A 21,187-nucleotide genomic window follows, 5' to 3' on the forward strand; every position below is an offset into this window, starting at 1 on the left:
GTCGGCCCACATGGTTTCAAGGGGAGCAACACAATGATCAAACGCAATCTGCTGGTGATGGGCCTCGCCGTTCTGCTGAGCGCCTGCGGTTTCCAGCTGCGTGGCACCGGCACCAACGAACTGTCGATCAAGGAGCTCGATCTGAGCGCCCGTAACGCTTATGGCGAGACCGTCACCCAGCTGCGTCAGGTGCTGGAGTCCAGCGGCGTCAAGGTCTACAGCGGTGCACCGTACAAGCTGTATCTGGCTGACGAACAGGAAAACCAGCGCATCCTCAGCTACGCCGGCGCCGGTCGTACGGGTGAGTACCAAGTGACCACCGTGCTGAACTACGACATCGTAGGCGAACACAATCTGAACCTGTTGAGCGACAAGCTTGAAGTACAGAAAGTGTTCATTCACGACGGCAACAACCTCGTCGGCTCCGATCAGGAAGCCAACGACGCCCGTCGCGAAACCCGTCGCGAACTGGTTCAACGCATGATGCTGCGCCTGCAACAGCTGACGCCTGGCCAACTGCAGCAATTGCAGCAAGCGGCCAACGACCGTGCCCGGGCTGAAGCCGACGCGCTGAAGGCGGCACAGAAGGCTGAAGCGGAAACCCCGCGTCAGTCGCCGCTCGAACTGCCGCAGCAGTAAGACGTACGGGGCGTTCAGGCGCCCCGTACGCCCTCTCTTATGAAGCTCGCTCCCGCTCAACTCGGCAAACATCTGCAAGGCGCGCTCGCGCCCGTCTATATCATCAGCGGCGATGACCCGCTGTTGTGTCAGGAAGCCGCCGACGCCATTCGCAGTGCGGCCCGCCAGCAAGGTTTCGACGAACGCCAGGTGTTCGCCGCCGACGCCAATTTCGATTGGGGTACCTTGTTGCAGGCCGGCGCCAGCATGTCGTTGTTCGCCGAAAAGCGCCTGCTGGAACTGCGTTTACCTTCAGGCAAACCCGGTGACAAAGGCGCTGCCGCGCTGATCGAATACTGCTCGCGCCCCGCTGAAGACAAGGTGCTGCTGATCAGCTTGCCCAAGCTCGACGGCAGTGCGCAGAAGACCAAGTGGGGCAAGGCCCTGGTCGAGGGCCAGCAGACCCAGTTCATTCAGATCTGGCCGGTGGATGCCAATCAGTTGCCGAGTTGGATTCGCCAGCGCCTGTCGCAAGCCGGCTTGTCGGCCAGCCAGGACGCGGTCGAACTGATTGCCGCACGCGTCGAGGGCAACCTGCTCGCCGCCGCACAGGAAATCGAAAAGCTCAAGCTGATGGCCGAGGGTGGGCAGATCACTGTCGAAACCGTGCAGGCCGCGGTGGCCGACAGTGCACGCTTCGACGTATTCGGCCTGACTGACGCGGTGCTCAATGGCGAACCGGCGCATGCGCTGCGCATGCTTGAAGGCCTGCGCGGTGAAGGCGTCGAGCCACCGGTGATTCTCTGGGCGCTGGCACGGGAGTTGCGCCTGCTGGCCAATATCTCGCTGCAGTACAGCCAGGGCACGCCGCTGGACAAGTGCTTCAGCCAGGCGAAACCGCCGGTCTGGGACAAACGCAAACCACTGATGAGCAAAGCCCTGCAACGCTACTCGGCGCAACGCTGGGCGCAGTTGCTGCTTGAAGCCCAGCGCATCGATGCGCAAATCAAGGGCCAGGCCGCCGGTTCGCCGTGGATGAGCCTGAGTCGGTTGGCGTTGTTGATGGCGGGTCAGCGCCTGACATTACCCGCTGAATAATGCCAGGCGCTGAGAGGCGCATTTTTAGCCGCAGCAGTTCACTGTTTCACCTGATCGCCAAGGGCAAAGCTGAAGGACGCAGCCTGCCCTGCGCCTATCGTAAGTTTGACGATCGGTACGATTTTCCCCGCAGACTTATCAAAGTATGAACTCTGGTTTTTCTTCGCCTGTACCAAGCCATTGGCATTTGTATAAAAGAACGCTTCGATAGGCATATTCGCAGCCGCTTGCTTGGCCCAAACACCCGCTACCAGTTCGTTCTCATCGTTTACTCCATTCTTTGGTATACGGGGCATAGCCGCTACCGCTTCACGAAACAACACGGCCGTCTTATAGGGCGATGAATCACGGACATCGAAACTGCATTGTTTTTGCTCTCTCACAGGTGTGTTTGCCATGTAATGTGCGACAAACTGATCAGCCGTGGTAATCCCTTGCTGAGAACAATGACGGCTGATGGCCCCGTGCAGGCTGTGTTGTCCACATCCTTTGTCTGCTCGCCATTCCGTGGCGCCGTCGATCGGAAAGAAACACGTGTATTGCAGTTTTATCTGGCCAGGTAGCGCATTAGCGACGGGACGGACGATGTAGCCATTATTCGAGTGACTATAAAGTGCGGGGAACCTTGCATCCGTGCGCATGTACGAAAACGCGACGAACCCTTTGCTGACACTGCTCGGACTGGGATCCCAGACGTTAAACCCATCACCGTAGGTGGTTCCCCGGATTATGATGCCCGAACATAAAAACGAAGGTGCCGTCTCACTGTTGAAGCAGTTACGCGATGTTTGTGCATAACGAGTATTCAGCGCTGCAGCAACGGCTGCACCATTATTGGCAGCCGCCGACAACGTACTGAGCTGCTCATCATTTGCCGGGAGCGGAGTCGCTGGCTCTTCGTGCCGAGAAGTACAGGCAAATAACAAGGAAAGTGCTAAGGCCAGAATCATTTTTTTCATGAGGTTCTCCAGTATTGCTTCCTGATAAAACAATCAACTGCGTCGATTTATCTGCACAATTGCCTGTCGCGATACTGGAAACTGCCCAATGCCAGCCACGCATTCATATACAAATTCGAGTGTTACCACGCGGATTGCAGTGAGAAAGAAGAGGCGTATACTCGCCCGCTTCTCACAGGAGATCCGCCATGGCTAAAAAACGATCCAACAAGGCCAAATCCATCATCGCCCAACCCCTGTTCCGCAGCCGCCAGGAACGACCGTCCAAGGGCAAAGGCAGCTACCGCCGCGAAGCCTTCCAGTCTAAAAGCTGGGAGGCTTCTTGCTTTCTGGCGGCCTGAAAGCCGGGTCATCAATTTGTCTGATCCGCTGCCTGATAGACAAAAGTCATGCTTTCATCCAGCGTTTTGGGAAAGGTGATCTTGATGATCGGAATCGAAATACCCGTCAGCTCCTTGAATCGATGCTGATCGATCTGGACGTCCACCAAGCCGGCCTTACCATCCCTGACATAGTAGAAAAACGCCTGGATCGGTAACGTCTTCGCCAGACCCGGCGCCCAAGTCTTGAGCTTTACATCGTTAGGAGTCTGAAATGTCCTTGGCGAGATTGCTCTGCCCCCGATCATTCCCTGATAAAAGTTCGGCCCCGCCAGGTTATTGGCCGCGTCCCTGACATCAAAACTGCATACACCAAGGTAGTTATGACTCGTAGGGGCATATTTGAGATAGTTCGCCGCCCATTGCTCACCCGTACGAATATTTTGTGCAGCACACGCTACGGTGCCGGGGTTCCCCGCTATTTCACCGCATCCATTTGAAGTACGTAAGTCGGAACTTCCATCGATCGGGAAGAAACACAAAACATCAATTTTTTCCTTTCCCGCCGGCAAACTCAGAATCGGATAGAAGATCAGCCCCTTGTTATAGGTGAAGGCCAGACGCTGCATTTTGTAGTCGGAGCGAACATAGGAAAAAGATGTCCCGCCGACTCTTATTGCGGTGGGGCTTGGATCCCACACGTCAAACCCTGCAGCGCGCGCTGTGCCCCTGAGCAGAATCCCGGAGCACAGAAATGCCGGCATCGAATCCTTGCCACAGTTGACCCGTGTGTCGCGGTAACGCCGGGTCAACTCAGCCGCCAGTTCGGGGCCGGTAGACTGGGTAGCCATCGACTGAACTGCACTTACCGCTGCAATGTTGTTATCTACAGATGAATTCTGCTCAGAGGTTGATTGCGACGAACAGCCAACCAAAACGCTTATCAAAAGGGGCAATAGCAGCTTTTTCATCTCGTGGCCCTCAATGGGGGTCTGGCCGAATAAATCGGCCCCGAGATGCAAGTGAACCTCCGAAAAAGAAACCTCGGCAACTGTCAGATCTGACAGTTGATAAAGGTGCGAAGAAGGGATTACGGTGACCCGTACACGGGTTTGACGCTGATCAAATTCCCGTACCGAATCCCGATTTTCAGGGCGGGCATGTTAAGGTCTGTACCTGAATCGTATCCCCTGGAACCGTGCATGCCCTTTAGTCTTTCCCGTCGTTGGCCCGTACGCCAACTGATCGCTGCCTCCAGCTTCATTCTGCTTGTCGCGTGCGCGGAAAAACCTACCGCCGCCGATGCGCAACCCCTGCAAGCCGCCCCCGTCGCAACAGCCCCGGCAATCATCCCGCCGGTAGTGCCGTCCGCCGACCCGCTTGACCTTCAGCCAACCCAGACTTTCGCCGAATGGCAGGCGGGGTTCCGCAAGGACGCATTGGCAGCCGGGATCCGCGCCGATCTGTTTGACCGCGCGTTTGCCAATGTCAGCTTCGATGCCAGCGTGATCAAAGCCGACCGCAGCCAGCCGGAGTTCTCCCGTCCGGTATGGGAATACCTCGACGGCGCCCTGTCGCCTTTGCGGGTGCGCAAGGGTCAGGCGCTGATCAGTCAGTACGCCGACATTCTGCAGAGCATTGAGCAGCGCTATGGCGTTGATCGTCAGGCGCTGGTGTCGGTGTGGGGCATGGAAAGCAACTTCGGTCAGTTCCAGGGCACCAAGTCGGTGATCAACTCATTGGCGACCCTGGCCTACGAAGGCCGCCGCCCGGGCTTTGCCCATGCGCAACTGATCGCGGCCCTGCAGATACTGCAACAAGGCGATATCACTCCGGAGAAAATGCTCGGCTCGTGGGCCGGTGCGATGGGCCAGACCCAGTTCATTCCGACCACCTACAACACTCACGCCGTGGACTTCGACGGTGACGGACGCCGCGACATCTGGGGCAGCCCGGCGGATGCGCTGGCCTCCACCGCGCACTACCTGCAAAGCTCCGGCTGGCAGCGTGGTCAGCCGTGGGGCTTTGAAGTGCAGCTGCCGAGCGGCTTCAACTACACCCTGGCCGATGGCACCCTGCGCAAGACCGTTGCCGAATGGCGTCAACTCGGCGTAATCCTGCCCAATGGCGGCCAGGCCCCAGCCGGCTCGGATCAACTGTCCGCCGCCCTGCTGCTGCCGGCCGGCTACCGTGGCCCGGCGTTCCTGATCCTCGATAACTTCCGGGCGATCCTCAAGTACAACAACTCGTCGTCCTATGCACTGGCGGTGAGCCTGTTGTCCGAGCGTTTCAATGGCGCAGGCCTGATCAATGGCACGTGGCCAAAAGATGACCTGCCATTGAGCCGCACCGAGCGTATCGAATTGCAGACCCTGCTGAGCGCGCGCAACTACGATGCAGGCACTGCGGACGGGATTATCGGCGCCAATACACGCAAGGCAATCCGCAGTGCGCAGCAGTCGTTTGGCTGGCCGGCGGATGGCTATCCGACGCATAAGTTGCTTGAGAGCCTGCGTAACCAATAAAGCAAAAGCAAAAGATCGCAGCCTTCGGCAGCTCCTACACGGTAGATATCCAATCCATGTAGGAGCTGCCGAAGGCTCCGATCTTTTTTGCTTCACCCACACACTATCGGGTGACCACATCCTGCTCCAGCATCAACTCCTTCCTCCCCGCATCCAGCCGCACCAGCGCCCCCATCGGCAGCGTCAGGTTCGGATCGCAATGGCCGCTGCGCCACCCCGACAGCACCGGAATCCGTAACGGTTCGAAGGTCTGTTTGAGCAAGCGGTTCAGTGCATCAACATCCACTCCCGCCACATCCCCGACCAGCACGCCACGCAATCTCGCCAGTTTGCCAGCCAGACGCATCTGCGTAAGCAAGCGATCGATCCGATACAGCGGCTCGTTGACGTCCTCAATCAGCAGAATCACCCCTTCCACGTCGATTTCATAAGGCGTACCCAGCGTCGAGGCAATCATCGCCAGATTACCGCCGAGCAAGCGCCCATGCGCGATGCCGGGTTCGACCGTGGTCAATGGATAAGCCACCGGATGGCTGAGCACACTGCCCGCCTTCAACTGACCGCGCAGCATGGCGAAGAATGAGCTGACGGTCGGCGGCTCCTTGTCGCCCAGCAAGTCAGCGTTGAGCAGCGGGCCGTGGAAGGTCACGAACCCGGCGTAGCGACTGATCGCCAGATGCAGTGCGGTGATGTCGCTGTAGCCGACAAATGGCTTGGCATGACGGGCCAGCAGGTCGTAATCGATCCGGTCCAGCAGGCGCGGCGTACCGTAGCCGCCACGCAGGCAGATGATCGCGTCGACTTCAGGATCGGCGAACGCGGCGTGCAGGTCGTTGAGGCGTACGTCGTCGCTGCCGGCCAGATAGCCGTCCTTCTCGTAGACACCGGGGAACACCTTCAGCGCATAGCCGCGGGCACGCATCCACTGCACAGCCTTTTCCGTGTCCAGCGCACCGGGGCCGGCGGGGGCAATCACACCGATCAGCCCTTCGGACGGCAGCGCCGGTACGGGTTTATGCGGAAAAAGGCTGTGGGTCGGTCGAACGGTCATCCATGGGTCTCCCTGTGTAAAGTCTTGCAGACACAGTAGTCAGGTCCAGAGACAAACAAAAGAGTGCTCGGCAGGCCCAAACAAAAATACCCGCCGAAGCGGGTATTTTTCGAGGCTATCAGCGCCGGATCAGGAACCGAGCAGTTCAGCCTTGACCAGTTTCGCCTGCTCGTCGGCGTGATACGACGAACGTACCAGCGGGCCGGAAGCGACGTTCTTGAAGCCCATCTTGTAACCTTCCTCGGCGAACCAGGCGAAGGTGTCCGGGTGCACGAAACGCTGCACCGGCAAGTGGCTGCGGGACGGTTGCAGGTACTGGCCGAGGGTCAGCATGTCGATGTCGTGTTCGCGCATGCGCTTCATGACTTCGATGACTTCTTCGTCGGTCTCGCCCAGACCCAGCATCAGGCCGGATTTGGTCGGAATGTGCGGCATCATCTGCTTGAAGCGTTGCAGAAGGGTCAGCGACCACTGGTAGTCCGAACCCGGACGCGCAGCCTTGTACAGGCGCGGCACGGTTTCCAAGTTGTGGTTGAACACATCAGGCGGCTCGGCAGCGGTGATTTCCAGAGCGATGTCCATGCGGCCACGGTAGTCCGGGACCAGGGTTTCCAGCTGCACGTTCGGCGACAGCTTGCGGATCTCGCGGATGCAGTCGGCAAAGTGCTGGGCACCGCCGTCACGCAGGTCGTCGCGGTCAACCGAGGTGATCACCACGTACTTGAGCTTGAGGTCGGCAATGGCAATCGCCAGGCTTTCCGGCTCGTTGACGTCCAGTGGTTTCGGACGACCGTGGCCAACGTCGCAGAACGGGCAACGACGGGTGCAGATGTCGCCCATGATCATGAAGGTCGCGGTGCCGCCGGAGAAGCACTCGCCCAGGTTCGGGCAGGAGGCTTCTTCGCAGACGCTGTGCAGCTTGTGCTTGCGCAGCAGACTCTTGATCCGGTCGACTTCCGGCGAAACCGGGATACGCACGCGAATCCAGTCGGGTTTCTTCGGCAGTTCGGTAGTCGGAATGATCTTTACCGGGATGCGTGCAACCTTCTCGGCGCCGCGCAGCTTGACGCCGGCTTCAACCTTGGGACGCGGGGCCGGGCGCTCGGTCACGTCGAGCGTCGGGATCATGGTTTGCACTGCATCAGTAGTCATATCAGTCGATTCCGCCCGTCAGGGTCGTCTGCTCAGCATAGTCGAGGTGTTTGACGAGCTGCGCGCGCAGCCGGGCACTTACCTCGGCAAATTCAATCGATCCTGCGTGATCGCTCAGCTGGGTCATCGCCAGCCCGGCATAGCCGCAGGGATTAATCCGTCGAAACGGCTCCAGGTTCATATCCACGTTCAGAGCCAGGCCATGAAAGGAGCAACCGTGGCGAATCCGCAAACCCAGAGAAGCGATTTTCGCTCCGTCGACGTAGACGCCGGGAGCATCTGGCTTGGCGGCGGCAGTGACGCCGTAGCTGGCCAGCAGTTCGATCAGGCACTGTTCCATGCGCGTGACCAGATCACGTACGCCGAAACCCAGCTTGCGCACATCCAGCAACAGGTAGGCGACCAACTGGCCCGGGCCATGATAAGTCACCTGCCCGCCGCGATCGACCTGTACCACCGGGATATCGCCCGGCAGCAACAGGTGTTCGGCCTTGCCGGCCTGGCCCTGGGTGAACACCGGAGGGTGCTCGACCAGCCAGATTTCGTCGGCGGCATCGCTGCCGCGTTCGTTGGTGAAGCGTTGCATGGCATGCCAGACCGGCTCGTAAGCCATCTGGCCAAGTTCGCGAAAGCCCAGCGTGCCCGGCATCACAACACCATGTGTACGAAACCGGTCGCCCGCAGTTCGCTATTGATGTTGTACAGCTGATCCTGATCGGTCGCGACGATGTGCAACTGGATGGTGGTGTATTTGCCGTTGCTGCTCGAGCGTTCGTCGACACGTTCATCGTTGATAGTCGCGAATTTCTTCACGATCTCGATGATCTTGTCTTTGTGCCCGACGCCCGTATCGCTGATTACCTTAACCGGATAATCAACCTGGGGGAATTCGATCTTTGGCGCCTTTACTTCGGTATCGGTCATGGCGTAACGGCCTCGTAAGCGTAAGCCGTGGTAACGCACATGGCCCCGAACCGGACAGGAACGGGGCCATGCAGGTCAACACTCAATCAGTTGAACAAGCCGTAGAAGAATAGACGGATGCTATCCCACATGCGGCGGAAGATACCACCCTCCTCGACAGCGTCCAGGGCGATCAGGTCAGCGCTGTGCACGACCTTGTCGTCCAGTTTCACTTCGACTTTACCGATCACGTCGCCCTTGGCGATTGGCGCGGTCAGTTGCGGGTTCATGGTCATGCTGGCAGCAAGCTTTTTCAGCTGGCCTTTTGGCAGGGTCATGGTCAGGTCTTCAGCCAGGCCGGCCTTGACTTGACTGGTGGTGCCTTTCCACACCGGGGCCTGAGCCAGTTCGGTGCCCTTCTGGTAGAAGGTCTGGGTTTCGAAGAAACGGAAACCGTAGGTCAGCAGCTTCTGGGTTTCAGCAGCACGGGCCACTTCGCTGTTGGTACCGAACACCACGGCGATCAGACGCTGGCCGTCACGTACAGCCGAGGACACCATGCAGTAGCCGGCTTCGTCGGTGTGACCGGTTTTCAGACCGTCAACGGTCTTGTCGCGCCACAGCAGCAGGTTGCGGTTAGGCTGCTTGATGCCGTTCCAGAAGAACTCTTTCTGCGAGTAGATCGCGTAGTGAGCCGGGTCTTCGTGGATGATCGCACGCGCCAGGATCGCCATGTCGTGAGCCGACGAGTAGTGCTCAGGGTTCGGCAGACCGGTCGGGTTCATGAAGTGCGAGTTGGTCATGCCCAGTTCGGCGACCGTCTTGTTCATCAGGTCGGCGAACGCGTCTTCGCTGCCGGCGATGTGCTCGGACAGCGCCACGCTGGCGTCGTTGCCGGACTGGATGATGATGCCATGCAGCAGGTCGCTGACGGTCACTTGCGAGCCGACTTTGATGAACATCCGCGAGCCGCCGGTACGCCAGGCGTTTTCGCTGACGGTCACCGGGTCGTTCTCACCGATCTGGCCACGACGGATTTCCAGCGTAGCGATGTACGCGGTCATCAGTTTGGTCAGGCTGGCTGGCGGCAGACGCTGGTCACCGTTGTTCTCCACCAGCACGTTGCCGCTGCTGGCGTCCATGAGCACGTAGGCTTTTGCAGCCAGTTGAGGTGGCGACGGCATCATCTCGGCCGCGAAGGCGGCTGGCGAGAGGAGCAGCGGGACTAGCAGACACAGGCGTTTGGCAAAGGTGGTGATGTTCATCCGTCTCTCGAAATTGCTAATGGAAACTTGCCCGAAGGCAAAACTATTCAGACAGCCTTCTAACGGGCCATCGCGTGTTCAGTTGCTCACTCCAGTCACCCTTGCCGGGCTTTTGTTCTTCGACGAGCCAACAACTTGGTCCACCCCCCAAAACCGCAAGTGAACCGTCAATCAAGTGCTACGTTTCTTACTCGGTGACCACGCTCGGCGAGCCGAGATTGGCCAGGCGCACGCTGTTCTGCACCTGCGCAATCTCACCCGGCGACCCGATCGGCCCCAGGCGTACCCGGTGCAGGGTCTGCTGATTGCGCACGATCGAGCTGATGAACACCGGAGCGCTCACCATCCCGCTGAGCTTCGACCTCAGGAGTTCTGCAGCGTCCGGGTTGGCGAACGCGCCCACCTGCAGATACTGGCCAGACGCTGGTGCAGAAGCGTTTTTTTTTGCGCTGATCTGTACAGGGACAGTGTCAGAGGCATGTTGCTGCGGCGGCGGGGTCCACTGCTCGATGGTACCGGCCGACGCCGTAATCACCGGGGCGCTATTCTGCGCGACTTGCGGCTCGTTGAGCATCAGCGGCGCCGGACGGCCCTTGGCGGCCCACCATTGTTGCGGATCGATGCCCTCGACCTTGACCCGCGCGGTGCCGATTTCGGCATAACCGAGCTTCTTCGCGGCCGCGTAGGACAAGTCGATGATCCGGTCCGAATAGAACGGCCCGCGATCGTTGACCCGCAGGATCACGCTCTTGTTATTGTCCAGGTTGGTCACCCGAACGTAACTTGGCAGTGGCAGAGTCTTGTGAGCGGCACTCATGCCGTACAGGTCATACACTTCGCCGTTGGCGGTGTTCTGCCCGTGGAACTTGGTGCCGTACCAGGACGCCGTGCCCGAGGCGACGTAGGTCTTGGACTCCTGCAACGGGAAATAGGTCTTGCCCAGCACAGTGTACGGGTTGGCCTTGTACGGGCCGGTGTGCAGGGTCGGCGTGGCGTCCGGGATCCGCGAAACATCGACATCCCACCACGGCGCGCCGTCTTTGTGTGCGCGGTTGATGTCCAGCCCCGGCTGCGCCCGTACGGCGGTGGACGAGGTCTTCTGGGTCGGCGCGCGGCTGGTCGAACAGCTGGCGACCAGCACCGCCAACGCAGCGAAAGCCACCAGCTTCAGGGGTTTATTGATAGGCAATGCCCGCATTACTTGACGCCCCGTGCTTTTACCAGCTCTTCAGACAGTTGATGTACGGCCATGGCGTACATCACGCTGCGGTTATAACGCGTGATCGCGTAGAAATTCTTCAGGCCCATCCAGTATTCAGGGCCGTTGTCGCCTTCGAGGCGAAATGCAGTAACCGGCATATCATCGCGCAGCGCATCATGACTTGACCAGCCCAGCGCCCGCAACTCTCCGACCGTTTTCGTCGGTTCGATGCCGGTGGTCAGGCCTTCATCGACCTGCTCGCCGCGCACATCGGCGCGACTGACCACCGGCTCCCCGGCGACCCAGCCATGCCGTTTGAAGTAACTGGCTACGCTGCCGATCGCATCGTCCGGATTGGTCCAGATATTGATGTGACCGTCACCGTCAAAATCCACCGCATAGGCGCGAAAGCTGCTCGGCATGAATTGCGGCAGGCCCATCGCCCCGGCGTATGAGCCTTTGAGGGTCAATGGGTCGACTTGCTCTTCACGGGCCAGCAGCAGGAACTCACGCAATTCCTTGCGGAAAAATTCGGCACGGGGAGGATAGTCGAAACCGAGCGTGGACAACGCATCAATCACCCGGTAATTGCCGGTATTACGTCCGAAAAAGGTCTCGACGCCGATGATCGACACGATGACTTGTGCCGGCACGCCGTATTCCTGCTCGGCACGGGCCAGTACGGCCTCGTGCTGGCGCCAGAAGTCCACACCACGGGCGATGCGCGCATCGGTGATGAACATCGGGCGATATTCTTTCCACTGCTTGACCCGCTCGGCGGGTTTGGAGATCGCGTCGAGAATCGCCTGCTTGCGCTGCGCCTCGCGGAACACCGCCATCAGTTGCTCGCCGGCAAAACCGTAGTCGCTGGTCATTTCACCGACGAATTCAGCCACCTGCGGTGAACCTTCGTAATCGCCGGCCAGCGCTTCCTGCGCGCTGCCAAGGATGCCGACCAGGCCGACCCACGGCGCGTAACGAGTCGCCCAGCTGCGCATGACTTGCATTGAACTCTTCACCTTATTCAAACCTGTGCGATCCACTTGCGATGCGTATGAATCGACATCAAAACCCCAAACGCTGACAGCAGTGTCACCAGCGAAGTTCCTCCGTAGCTAATGAAGGGCAACGGCACCCCCACCACCGGCAACAGGCCACTGACCATACCGATGTTGACGAAAACATAAACAAAAAACGTCATGGTCAGCGCGCCGGCGAGCAATTTGCCGAACAGCGTCTGCGCCTGGGCGGTAATCACCAGGCCGCGACCGATCAGCAACAGATAGATCAGCAGCAGCGCGCAGATGCCCACCAGGCCGAACTCTTCGCCGAGTACGGCGATGATGAAGTCAGTGTGGCTTTCCGGCAAAAAGTCCAGGTGCGACTGGGTGCCCAGCAGCCAGCCCTTGCCGAACACCCCCCCGGAACCGATCGCGGCTTTCGACTGGATGATGTTCCAGCCGGTGCCGAGCGGATCGCTTTCCGGATCGAGGAACGTGAGGATCCGCTGCTTCTGGTAGTCGTGCATGATGAAGAACCACATGGCGATCGCCACCGGTACGGCGGCGGCCAGCACGCTGAGGATCCAGCGCCAGCGCAACCCGCCCATGAACAGCACGAACGCGCCGCCGGCCAGAATCAGCAGCGACGTGCCGAGGTCGGGCTGGCGCACGATCAGAATGAACGGCACACCGATCAGCATCAGGCTGATGCCGACGTGCTTGAGCTGCGGCGGCAGCGTGCGCTTGGACAGATACCAGGCAATCGTCGCCGGCATCAGGATCTTCATGAACTCCGAGGGCTGGAAGCGGATCACCCCGGGGATGTTGATCCAGCGCGTCGCGCCCATGGCGTTGTGGCCCATGATGTCCACCACCATCAGCAGCACCACGCCGACCACATAACCGAGCGGCACCCAACGCGCCATGAACCGTGGTTCGAACTGGGCGATGACAATCATCGACACCAGGCCGATGCCGAACGACGTGGCTTGTTTGCCCAGCAGATCCCAGCTCTTGCCACTGGCCGAATACAGCACGAACAGACTGCCCGCCGCGAGGATCAACAGCAGGATCAACAGCGGGCCATCGATATGCAGGCGTTGCAGCAGCGTCGCCCGGCGACGCATCACATCCTCGCTGGAGAGCATGCGATCAAAATTATTCATCACGGGCCGTAGCCTCCGCACTGATAGGACCGGCGTATTCGGCCTTCAATCGACCATCCTGATCCAGAAGCCAGGCATCCATGACCTGACGCACCACTGGCGCGGCGACCCCAGAGCCGGACTCACCGTTCTCGACCATCACCGAAACCACGATTTTCGGGTTGTCGGCCGGGGCGAAACCAACGAACAAGGCGTGGTCGCGGTGACGCTCCTGAACCTTGGAACGGTCGTATTTTTCACCTTGCTTGATCGCGACGACCTGAGCGGTACCGGACTTGCCGGCGATGCGGTATTGCGCACCGATTGCCGCCTTGCGCGCAGTCCCCCGGGCGCCGTGCATCACCTGCTGCATGCCGTGGTTGACCTTGGTCCAGTCCGACGGATCGCGCAGGACGATGTCCGGCATCGGGTTCTCGTCTACCGGTTTGGCGCCTTCGATGGTCTTGGCCAGATGCGGGCGGTTCCAGATGCCTTTGTTGGCGACCAGCGCCGTGGCCTGCGCCAGTTGCAGCGGTGTGGACTGCATATAACCCTGGCCGATCCCCAGAATCAGGGTTTCGCCCGGGAACCACGCCTGCTTGCGTGTCGCGCGTTTCCACTCGCGGGATGGCATCAGGCCGGGGGATTCTTCGAACATGTCCAGCGAGACCTTCTGGCCGATGCCGAACTTGTTCATGTAGGCCGACAACCGATCGATGCCCAGCTTGTGCGCCAGGTCATAGAAGTAGGTGTCGTTGGAACGCATGATCGCCGTGTCGAGGTCGACGAAGCCGTCACCGGTACGGTTCCAGTTGCGGTACTTGTGATCGTAGTTGGGCAGCATGTAGTAACCGGGGTCGAACACCCGGCTCGACGCCGTCACCACGCCAGAATCGAGACCGGCAATCGCCACCGCCGGCTTGATCGTCGAGCCTGGCGGGTACAGGCCGCGCAGCACCCGGTTGAACAGCGGCCGGTCGATGGAATCGCGCAGCTCGGCATAGGCCTTGAAGCTGATGCCGGTGACAAACAGGTTCGGGTCGAAACTCGGCTGGCTGACCATCGCCAGCACTTCGCCAGTCTTCGGATCGAGCGCCACCACCGCGCCACGTCGCCCGCCCAACGCAGCTTCGGCCGCTTCCTGCAGTTTGATGTCCAGGCTCAGAACGATATCCTTGCCGGGAATCGGATCGGTACGCTTGAGCACGCGCAATACGCGACCCCGAGCGTTGGTTTCGACTTCCTCGTAACCCACCTGCCCGTGCAGTTCCGGCTCGTAGAAACGCTCGATGCCGGTCTTGCCGATGTGATGGGTGCCGCTGTAGTTGACCGGGTCGAGGGTCTTCAGCTCTTTCTCGTTGATGCGCCCCATGTAACCCACCGAGTGCGCAAAATGCGCGCCCTGCGGGTAGTGGCGCACCAGTTGCGCAACCACTTCCACCCCAGGCAGGCGGAACTGGTTCACCGCGATCCGGGCGATCTGCTCTTCGGTCAACTCGAACAGGATCGGCACCGGCTCGAACGGCCGACGCCCCTGACGCATGCGTTTCTCGAAGATCACCCGGTCCTCGGGCGTCAGTTGCAGCACTTCGACGATCACGTCGAGCACTTGCTGCCAGTCGCCGGAACGCTCGCGGGTCATGCTCAGGCTGAAGCTCGGACGGTTGTCCGCGACCACCACGCCGTTGCGGTCGAAGATCAAGCCGCGGGTCGGCGGAATCGGCTGCACATGGACGCGGTTGTTTTCCGAGAGTGTCGAGTGGTACTCGTACTGGATCACCTGCAAGTAGTACAGCCGCGCAATCAACACGCAGATCAACAGCATGACCGCAATGGCCCCGAACACGACGCGACTGCGCACCAGGCGGGCGTCCTTTTCGTGGTCCTTGATGCGGATCGGCTGAGACATGAGGGCAGGACTACTTGTGGTAAGGGTGACCGGACAGCACGGTCCAGGCACGGTACAGCTGTTCGCCGATCAGGATCCGCACCAGCGGGTGCGGCAAGGTCAGCGGCGACAACGACCAGCGCTGATCGGCGCGGGCGCAGACTTCCGGCGCCAGCCCTTCGGGACCGCCGACCATGAAATTGACCGTACGCGAATCCAGCCGCCACCGGTCGAGTTCGACCGCCAGTTGCTCGGTGCTCCAGGGTTTGCCGTGGACTTCCAGCGTGACGATCCGCTCGTTCGGCCCGACCTTGGCCAGCATGGCTTCGCCTTCCTGGCGGATGAAACGGGCCACGTCGGCGTTCTTGCCACGGGTATTGAGCGGAATTTCCACCAGTTCCAGCGCCAGTTCGGACGGAAGACGCTTGGCATATTCATGCCAGCCTTCTTCCACCCACTTGGGCATGCGTGAACCGACGGCGATCAGTCGCAGTCGCACAGCAATCCCTTACAGCTGGTCTTTGTTGAGCTTGGTGAAATGCTCGTGGGTGTTTTCCGGGCTGTGGTGCTTGGCGTCTGCCGCACGGCTTTGCTCGGCACCGGCCCACAGGCGTTCCAGGTCGTAGAACTGACGCGCCGAGGCGGTCATCATGTGCACGATCACCAGGTCGAGGTCGAGCAGGACCCAGTCGCTGTCACCCTTGCCTTCTTCGCCCAGCGGCTTGGCGCCCTGCTTTTTGACTTCTTCACGGACCTTGTCCAGCATCGCGTTGATCTGGCGATTGGAGGTACCGGTGGCGATGATCATGTAGTCGGTGATGCTCTGCTTGTCGCGCACATCGATGATCTGGATGTCTTGTGCCTTGACGTCTTCCAGGGCTGCCACGGCAACCTTGACCAGCTCGTCGCCCTTGAGCGGCTCGTTGGTGTTGGCGACTTCCGGCAGCGGTGCGCTCTTGAACGTGCCTTTGCGCTTAACTTTGCTTACGTCTTTGTCAGTCATATAAAACTCGTTTTGCTCGTATATTCGGCGGCTTGGCGATACGTGGATTCGTATCAGTGAAGCACGCCTTGTTCAGTTCGACGCACGGTACAGACCGTGCGCATCGATGTAGGCCAGGACCGCGTCGGGCACCAGGAAACGTACCGACTTACCGCTGGCCAGCAGTTGACGGATCTGGGTGGCGGAAACCGCGAGCGGTGTCTGCCAGACGAATGCAATCTGTCCGCTCGGCCCTTTCAGGGCCAGCGGGTCGCTCACCGAACGCGCTGCCAGCAGGTTGCGCAAGGCATCCGGCGGTTCGCTGTCGGCGTCCGGGCGCTGTAGCACCAGGATGTGGCAATGCTGGAGCAACTCTTCCCAGCGGTGCCAAGTGGGCAGGCCGCAAAATGCGTCCCAGCCCAAAAGCAGAAAAACCTGGGTCTCGGCGGCCATTTCGGCACGCATCAACTCCAGGGTATCAATGGTGTAAGACGGCTTGTCCCGCTGCAATTCGCGGGCGTCCACCACCAGCGGCGGCACTCCGGCCACCGCGCACTCAACCATTGCCAACCGATCCTGCGCCGACACCTGCGGCGTATCGCGGTGCGGCGGCCGGGCGCTGGGCATCATACGCAGCTCGTCGAGCAGCAGCGCTTCGGCGACCTCCAGCGCACCACGTAAATGGCCGATGTGCACCGGGTCGAACGTGCCGCCCAGTACGCCGATGCGCCGGGGTCGGAGTTCGCCATCAGGCAGCGGCGCTGTCAGGTCGATGTCGGTCAAGTCAGACCGTCGCCTGGCCGCGCAACTGGCCATCACCGACCACGATGTACTTCTCGCAGGTCAGTCCTTCGAGGCCCACCGGGCCGCGGGCGTGCAGCTTATCAGTAGAAATGCCGATCTCGGCACCCAATCCGTATTCGAATCCATCGGCGAAGCAGGTCGGGGTGTTGATCATCACCGACGCCGAGTCGACTTCCGCGACGAAACGCCGGGTGTCGGCGAGGTTTTCGCTGACGATCGAGTCGGTGTGATGCGAGCCGTAATGGTTGATGTGTTCGATGGCCTGATCCAGTCCGTCGACCACACGGATCGACAGGATCGGCGCCAGATACTCGGTGCTCCAGTCGTCTTCGCTGGCCGCCACCGCGTCGATGATCGCCCGGGTGCGTTCGCAGCCACGCAGTTCGACGCCTTTTTCACGGAACTGGGCAGCCATCGACGGCAGGAAATCCTTGGCAACACTTTGATCGACGAGCAAGGTCTCCATCGCGCCGCAGATGCCATAACGATAAGTCTTGGCATTGAAGGCGATGCGCTGGGCTTTCGCCAGATCGGCGTGTTCGCTGACAAATACGTGGCAGATGCCGTCCAGATGCTTGATCACCGGCACCCGGGCATCGCGACTGATACGCTCGATCAGACCACGGCCACCGCGTGGCACGATCACGTCGACGTACTCGGGCATGCTGATCATCGCGCCGACGGCGACACGGTCGGTGGTTTCGACCACTTGCACCACGGCTGCAGGCAATTCGGCCTCGGCCAGACCGCGCTGAATGCACGCGGCAATCGCCCGGTTGGAATGAATCGCCTCGGAGCCACCGCGCAGGATGGTCGCGTTGCCGGACTTCAGGCACAGGCTGGCGGCATCGATGGTCACGTTGGGCCGGGATTCGTAGATGATCCCGATCACGCCCAGCGGTACGCGCATCTTGCCGACCTGAATCCCGGACGGGCGAAAGCTCATGTCACGGATCGCACCGACCGGGTCCGGCAGTGCCGCCACCTGACGCAGGCCGACGATCATGCCGTCGATGCGTGCCGGGGTCAGTTCCAGACGTTCCAGCAAGGCCGGCTCCAGACCGTTGGCGCGACCGGCGGCCAGATCCCGCTCATTGGCTGCGGCCAGCTCGGCGCGCGCGGCGTCCAGCGCATTGGCAGCAGCCTGCAGGGCGCGGTTTTTCTGCGCGGTGCTGGCACGGCCGATGACCCGGGAAGCTTCGCGGGCGGCGCGACCCAATCGGGTCATGTAGTCAAGAACGGACTCAGTCATGGTCTGCTGGGGTCTTGGCAAAGAGGAAAGCGGCAGATTATAGCTGTCGCGTCCCGGGACTAACAGCGGTGACAGGCGGATGGTCGAAATGGACTGCAAATTGCCGACGTTCAGCCGTAATTAAGCCGCGGATTGTTATCATCACGACCTCCTTCGCCTGGATAAACACCGTTTGCCATGTCCAACCTGACCGATCGCGCCATCGCCGAGCGCCTGCCACTGGGCCTCCCGGACGCTTTTTTCGACCGTGACGCGCAAGTGCTGGCCCGCGATCTGCTCGGCAAAGTCATCCGCCACCGGGTCGGCGATCTGTGGCTCAGCGCCCGGATCATCGAAACCGAAGCCTATTACTGCGCGGAAAAAGGCAGTCATGCGTCTCTCGGCTATACGGAAAAACGTAAGGCTTTGTTTCTGGATGGCGGGCACATCTATATGTATTACGCCCGTGGTGGCGATTCGCTGAACTTCAGCGCCCAGGGGCCGGGCAATGCGGTGCTGATCAAGTCCGCTTACCCGTGGGTCGATGAGATCAGCGGGCCGGCGAGCCTGGCGCAAATGCTGCTGAACAATCCCGATGCCCAAGGCCGGCCGCGTCCTTCGCAAAAGCTTTGCGCCGGGCAGACGCTGCTGTGCAAGGCGCTGGGATTGAAGGTGCCGATGTGGGACGCCAAGCGTTTCGATCATGAACTGATGCTGGTGGAAGACACCGGGCCGGCGCCGACCCAGATTATCCAGACCACCCGCCTGGGTATTCCCCAGGGCCGCGACGAACATCTGATGTACCGCTTCGTCGACGCCGCGTATGCCCAGTGGTGCACGCGGAACCCGCTGCGCCGGGGTCAGGTCGAAGGTCGCGATTATTTCCTGCTGTAAATACAAGCCTGTGTAGGAGCTGCCGAAGGCTGCGATCTTTGCTTTTAACAGATCAAAGGATCGCAGCCTGCGGCAGCTCCTGCATAGGGATCATCAATGGTTTGGAGTTTTTTGGTATGGGCCCATGGCTCGATAGCGTGACCGGATGGTTGGCGGCCAATCCGCAGTGGCTGGCCGCTGCGGTGTTTATCGTCGCATTCGTGGAGTGTCTGGCCATTGCCGGAATAATCGTGCCTGGCACCGTGCTGTTGTTTGCCGTGGCCGTACTGGCCGGCAGCGGCGCACTGTCGTTGAGTGAAACCCTGCTGCTGGGCTTTCTCGGCGGGATTCTGGGCGATGCGGTGTCGTATTACCTGGGCCGTCACTTCCACCAGAACATTCGCCGCCTGCCGGGGCTGCGCCACCATCCGGAATGGATGGCCGGGGCCGAAACCTACTTCCAGCGTTACGGCATCGCCAGTCTGCTGGTCGGCCGCTTCATCGGCCCGCTGCGGCCAATGTTGCCGATGGTTGCCGGGATGTGCGACATGCCTTTCCCGCGTTTCGCCGCTGTCAGCCTGCTGGCGGCTGCGGGCTGGAGCGTCGCCTACCTGCTGCCGGGTTGGGCCACCGGCGCGGCGATCCGTCTGCCGCTGCCGGAAGGTTTCTGGCTGCAGGCCGGCATCGTCGCCGCCAGTATTGCGGTGATGGTCGGCATGAGCGTCAACAGCAGCTTGCGCCAGCATCGCCGGGCGACGATCTGGATCAGCAGCATGAGCCTGTTGATTCTGATCGGACTGTTTATTGGCTATCCGTACCTGCACGCCCTCGACCAGGGCGTGATGACCCTGGTGCAGGAACATCGTCAGCCGATGCTCGATGAAATCGCCGTGACGTTCACCCTGATCGGTGAATTCCGCAACATGCTGATGTTCAGCGCCCTGCTCACCGGTCTGTTGCTGCTGTGTCGGCAATGGCGTCAGGCGATTTTTGCCGGCGGTACGCTGCTGTGCACCGCGCTGCTGAATACCGTCACCAAACAGTTTTTCGCTCGGGTACGCCCGGAAGTGCTGACCGATCCGCTGACCAGCTACAGCATGCCCAGCGGCCATGCCTCGGGTTCGTTTGCGCTGTTTTTGGTGCTGGCGGTTCTCGCCGGTCGGGGACAACCGCCGCGAATGCGTCTGACCTGGCTGCTGCTTGGCTGTATTCCGGCGCTGTCGATTGCTTTGTCGCGGGTGTACCTGGGTGCGCACTGGCCGACGGATATTCTGGCCGGCGCAATGCTGGCGGCGTGCGTATGTGCGGCGGGCTTGTGGCTGAGCCAGCGCAAGGCGCCGCTCAATGCCATGCCGTTCAAGGTCTGGTGGCTGATCCTGCCGGCGCTGCTGGCGCTGTTCAGCTTGTTCGTTCTGCGGCATTTGCCGGACACGATGTTGCGTTACGCTTATTGAGAATCCAAAGATCGCAGCCTGCGGCAGCTCCTACAGGGTATTTCGTGCACACCGCGCCATCGTGCGCCTGTCAAACCAAAACCCTGTAGGAGCTGCCGCAGGCTGCGATCTTTTTCGACGGTTCAGGCGAACAACTCACCCTGAAGCTCATCGAGCAGCGCCTGGATCGCATCCAGCCGCTGCTGCGGATCGTCGAGTTGCAGCAGGTCGATCTTGTCTTCTTCGGCGAATGGCAGCAGATACGCCAGTTGATTGGCCAGCGACTGCTGCCCCAGCGCGTCAGTACCCATGTTCAACGCCTCGACCATCGGGTGCTCGGCCAAGGCCTTGAGCAGCGCCACCAGATCGGCGTCTTCGTCCTGCAACGGTTGCTCGGGTTCGTCGTCAAGCCACTCGACGTCGGCGAGGATCAACTGATCGCGCTGCACTTCAGTGCGCAACACCTGAAAGCGCCGCCCGCCCTGCACCCGGATCCCGAGCAGACCGTTGTCCTGCTGCTGGAAATCGGTGATCCGCGCCTCGCAGCCGACCAGCGCAAAGCCTTCTGGTGCGACGCCGACTTCATGGCCATCGAGGATGCACACCACGCCGAAACCGCCGGCCTGTTTCATGCAGCGGCCGATCATGTCCAGGTAGCGCGCCTCGAAGATCTGCAAGTCGAGGTTGCAGCCGGGAAACAGCACTGTATTCAGCGGAAAAAGCGGCAGACTCATAGAC

At 60.5% G+C, this 21,187-nt stretch carries 22 protein-coding genes; 6 read left to right on the forward strand and 16 right to left on the reverse strand.

Annotated elements, in window-relative coordinates:
• Nucleotides 1–33 precede the first annotated feature (33 nt).
• Both lptE and holA read left to right on the forward strand, forming a co-directional pair.
• Nucleotides 34–639, forward strand: coding sequence for an LPS assembly lipoprotein LptE (lptE, locus tag LOY52_RS23500; protein WP_007960576.1), 606 nt, complete (start codon nt 34–36; stop codon nt 637–639).
• A 39-nt stretch (nt 640–678) separates the two neighbouring features.
• Nucleotides 679–1,716: a DNA polymerase III subunit delta gene (holA, locus tag LOY52_RS23505; protein WP_258676260.1), complete on the forward strand. Its 1,038-nt coding sequence runs from the start codon at nt 679–681 to the stop codon at nt 1,714–1,716.
• Nucleotides 1,717–1,754: 38 nt separating this feature from the next.
• On the opposite strand, the gene LOY52_RS23510 is transcribed toward holA, so the two are convergent.
• Nucleotides 1,755–2,675 carry a hypothetical protein gene (locus LOY52_RS23510; RefSeq protein WP_258676261.1) on the reverse strand — a complete coding sequence of 307 codons (921 nt, stop codon included), beginning with the start codon at nt 2,673–2,675 and terminating at the stop codon, nt 1,755–1,757.
• 188 nt (nt 2,676–2,863) lie between these two features.
• Here LOY52_RS23510 and arfA point away from each other — a divergent pair, with 188 nt between their 5' ends.
• Complete coding sequence (arfA, locus tag LOY52_RS23515; RefSeq protein ID WP_258676263.1) at nt 2,864–3,016, forward strand: alternative ribosome rescue factor ArfA; 153 nt, start codon at nt 2,864–2,866, stop codon at nt 3,014–3,016.
• Between the two features lie 11 nt (nt 3,017–3,027).
• On the opposite strand, the gene LOY52_RS23520 is transcribed toward arfA, so the two are convergent.
• Nucleotides 3,028–4,017, reverse strand: coding sequence for a halovibrin HvnA (locus LOY52_RS23520; RefSeq protein ID WP_258676265.1), 990 nt, complete (start codon nt 4,015–4,017; stop codon nt 3,028–3,030).
• A 180-nt stretch (nt 4,018–4,197) separates the two neighbouring features.
• Between LOY52_RS23520 and LOY52_RS23525 the strand changes: the two genes are divergently transcribed.
• A complete protein-coding gene (locus LOY52_RS23525; RefSeq protein ID WP_258676267.1) occupies nt 4,198–5,520 on the forward strand; it encodes a lytic murein transglycosylase in 1,323 nt (440 codons plus the stop codon).
• Nucleotides 5,521–5,623: 103 nt separating this feature from the next.
• Here LOY52_RS23525 and LOY52_RS23530 read toward each other — a convergent pair whose 3' ends face one another.
• The 13 genes from LOY52_RS23530 to LOY52_RS23590 all read right to left on the reverse strand — a co-directional run bounded on the left by LOY52_RS23530 (nt 5,624) and on the right by LOY52_RS23590 (nt 18,164).
• Complete coding sequence (locus LOY52_RS23530; protein ID WP_258676270.1) at nt 5,624–6,571, reverse strand: LD-carboxypeptidase; 948 nt, start codon at nt 6,569–6,571, stop codon at nt 5,624–5,626.
• A gap of 129 nt (nt 6,572–6,700) precedes the next feature.
• Entirely contained in the window at nt 6,701–7,699 is a 999-nt protein-coding gene (lipA, locus tag LOY52_RS23535) for a lipoyl synthase (protein WP_160768663.1), read from the reverse strand.
• 25 nt (nt 7,700–7,724) lie between these two features.
• On the reverse strand, nt 7,725–8,372 hold the full coding sequence (lipB, locus tag LOY52_RS23540; protein WP_027612894.1) for a lipoyl(octanoyl) transferase LipB: 648 nt from the start codon (nt 8,370–8,372) through the stop codon (nt 7,725–7,727).
• The gene (locus LOY52_RS23545; protein ID WP_003228544.1) at nt 8,372–8,647 is read right to left on the reverse strand and encodes a DUF493 domain-containing protein; all 276 of its coding nucleotides are present in this window, start codon (nt 8,645–8,647) and stop codon (nt 8,372–8,374) included. The genes lipB and LOY52_RS23545 overlap by 1 nt, the downstream gene beginning before the upstream one ends.
• A gap of 86 nt (nt 8,648–8,733) precedes the next feature.
• Nucleotides 8,734–9,891, reverse strand: a complete 1,158-nt coding sequence (locus LOY52_RS23550; protein WP_258676279.1) for a D-alanyl-D-alanine carboxypeptidase family protein — start codon at nt 9,889–9,891, stop codon at nt 8,734–8,736.
• A gap of 187 nt (nt 9,892–10,078) precedes the next feature.
• On the reverse strand, nt 10,079–11,089 hold the full coding sequence (locus tag LOY52_RS23555) for a septal ring lytic transglycosylase RlpA family protein (protein WP_007960588.1): 1,011 nt from the start codon (nt 11,087–11,089) through the stop codon (nt 10,079–10,081).
• A complete protein-coding gene (gene mltB, locus LOY52_RS23560) occupies nt 11,089–12,099 on the reverse strand; it encodes a lytic murein transglycosylase B (RefSeq protein WP_258676289.1) in 1,011 nt (336 codons plus the stop codon). Before mltB ends, LOY52_RS23555 begins: the two co-directional genes overlap by 1 nt.
• Before the next feature lie 17 nt (nt 12,100–12,116).
• Nucleotides 12,117–13,220, reverse strand: coding sequence for a rod shape-determining protein RodA (rodA, locus tag LOY52_RS23565; protein ID WP_047296919.1), 1,104 nt, complete (start codon nt 13,218–13,220; stop codon nt 12,117–12,119).
• Between the two features lie 31 nt (nt 13,221–13,251).
• Nucleotides 13,252–15,147 (reverse strand): penicillin-binding protein 2, encoded by a 1,896-nt coding sequence (mrdA, locus tag LOY52_RS23570; protein ID WP_027612897.1) that lies wholly within the window; start codon nt 15,145–15,147, stop codon nt 13,252–13,254.
• 10 nt (nt 15,148–15,157) lie between these two features.
• Entirely contained in the window at nt 15,158–15,625 is a 468-nt protein-coding gene (gene rlmH / locus LOY52_RS23575; protein WP_003185785.1) for a 23S rRNA (pseudouridine(1915)-N(3))-methyltransferase RlmH, read from the reverse strand.
• A 9-nt stretch (nt 15,626–15,634) separates the two neighbouring features.
• Nucleotides 15,635–16,129 carry a ribosome silencing factor gene (gene rsfS / locus LOY52_RS23580; RefSeq protein WP_007960601.1) on the reverse strand — a complete coding sequence of 165 codons (495 nt, stop codon included), beginning with the start codon at nt 16,127–16,129 and terminating at the stop codon, nt 15,635–15,637.
• A 72-nt stretch (nt 16,130–16,201) separates the two neighbouring features.
• Nucleotides 16,202–16,924, reverse strand: a complete 723-nt coding sequence (gene nadD / locus LOY52_RS23585; RefSeq protein WP_258676299.1) for a nicotinate-nucleotide adenylyltransferase — start codon at nt 16,922–16,924, stop codon at nt 16,202–16,204.
• Complete coding sequence (locus LOY52_RS23590; protein WP_258676304.1) at nt 16,893–18,164, reverse strand: glutamate-5-semialdehyde dehydrogenase; 1,272 nt, start codon at nt 18,162–18,164, stop codon at nt 16,893–16,895. Before LOY52_RS23590 ends, nadD begins: the two co-directional genes overlap by 32 nt.
• Before the next feature lie 177 nt (nt 18,165–18,341).
• Between LOY52_RS23590 and LOY52_RS23595 the strand changes: the two genes are divergently transcribed.
• Both LOY52_RS23595 and LOY52_RS23600 read left to right on the forward strand, forming a co-directional pair.
• Complete coding sequence (locus LOY52_RS23595) at nt 18,342–19,037, forward strand: DNA-3-methyladenine glycosylase (protein ID WP_202370596.1); 696 nt, start codon at nt 18,342–18,344, stop codon at nt 19,035–19,037.
• Between the two features lie 116 nt (nt 19,038–19,153).
• The gene (locus LOY52_RS23600) at nt 19,154–20,470 is read left to right on the forward strand and encodes a bifunctional DedA family/phosphatase PAP2 family protein (RefSeq protein ID WP_202370597.1); all 1,317 of its coding nucleotides are present in this window, start codon (nt 19,154–19,156) and stop codon (nt 20,468–20,470) included.
• 122 nt (nt 20,471–20,592) lie between these two features.
• On the opposite strand, the gene LOY52_RS23605 is transcribed toward LOY52_RS23600, so the two are convergent.
• A complete protein-coding gene (locus tag LOY52_RS23605; RefSeq protein ID WP_258676308.1) occupies nt 20,593–21,183 on the reverse strand; it encodes an LON peptidase substrate-binding domain-containing protein in 591 nt (196 codons plus the stop codon).
• Nucleotides 21,184–21,187: the final 4 nt, after the last annotated feature.

Source organism: Pseudomonas sp. B21-051 (assembly GCF_024748795.1).
In the GTDB taxonomy this organism is placed as follows: domain Bacteria; phylum Pseudomonadota; class Gammaproteobacteria; order Pseudomonadales; family Pseudomonadaceae; genus Aquipseudomonas; species Aquipseudomonas putida_A.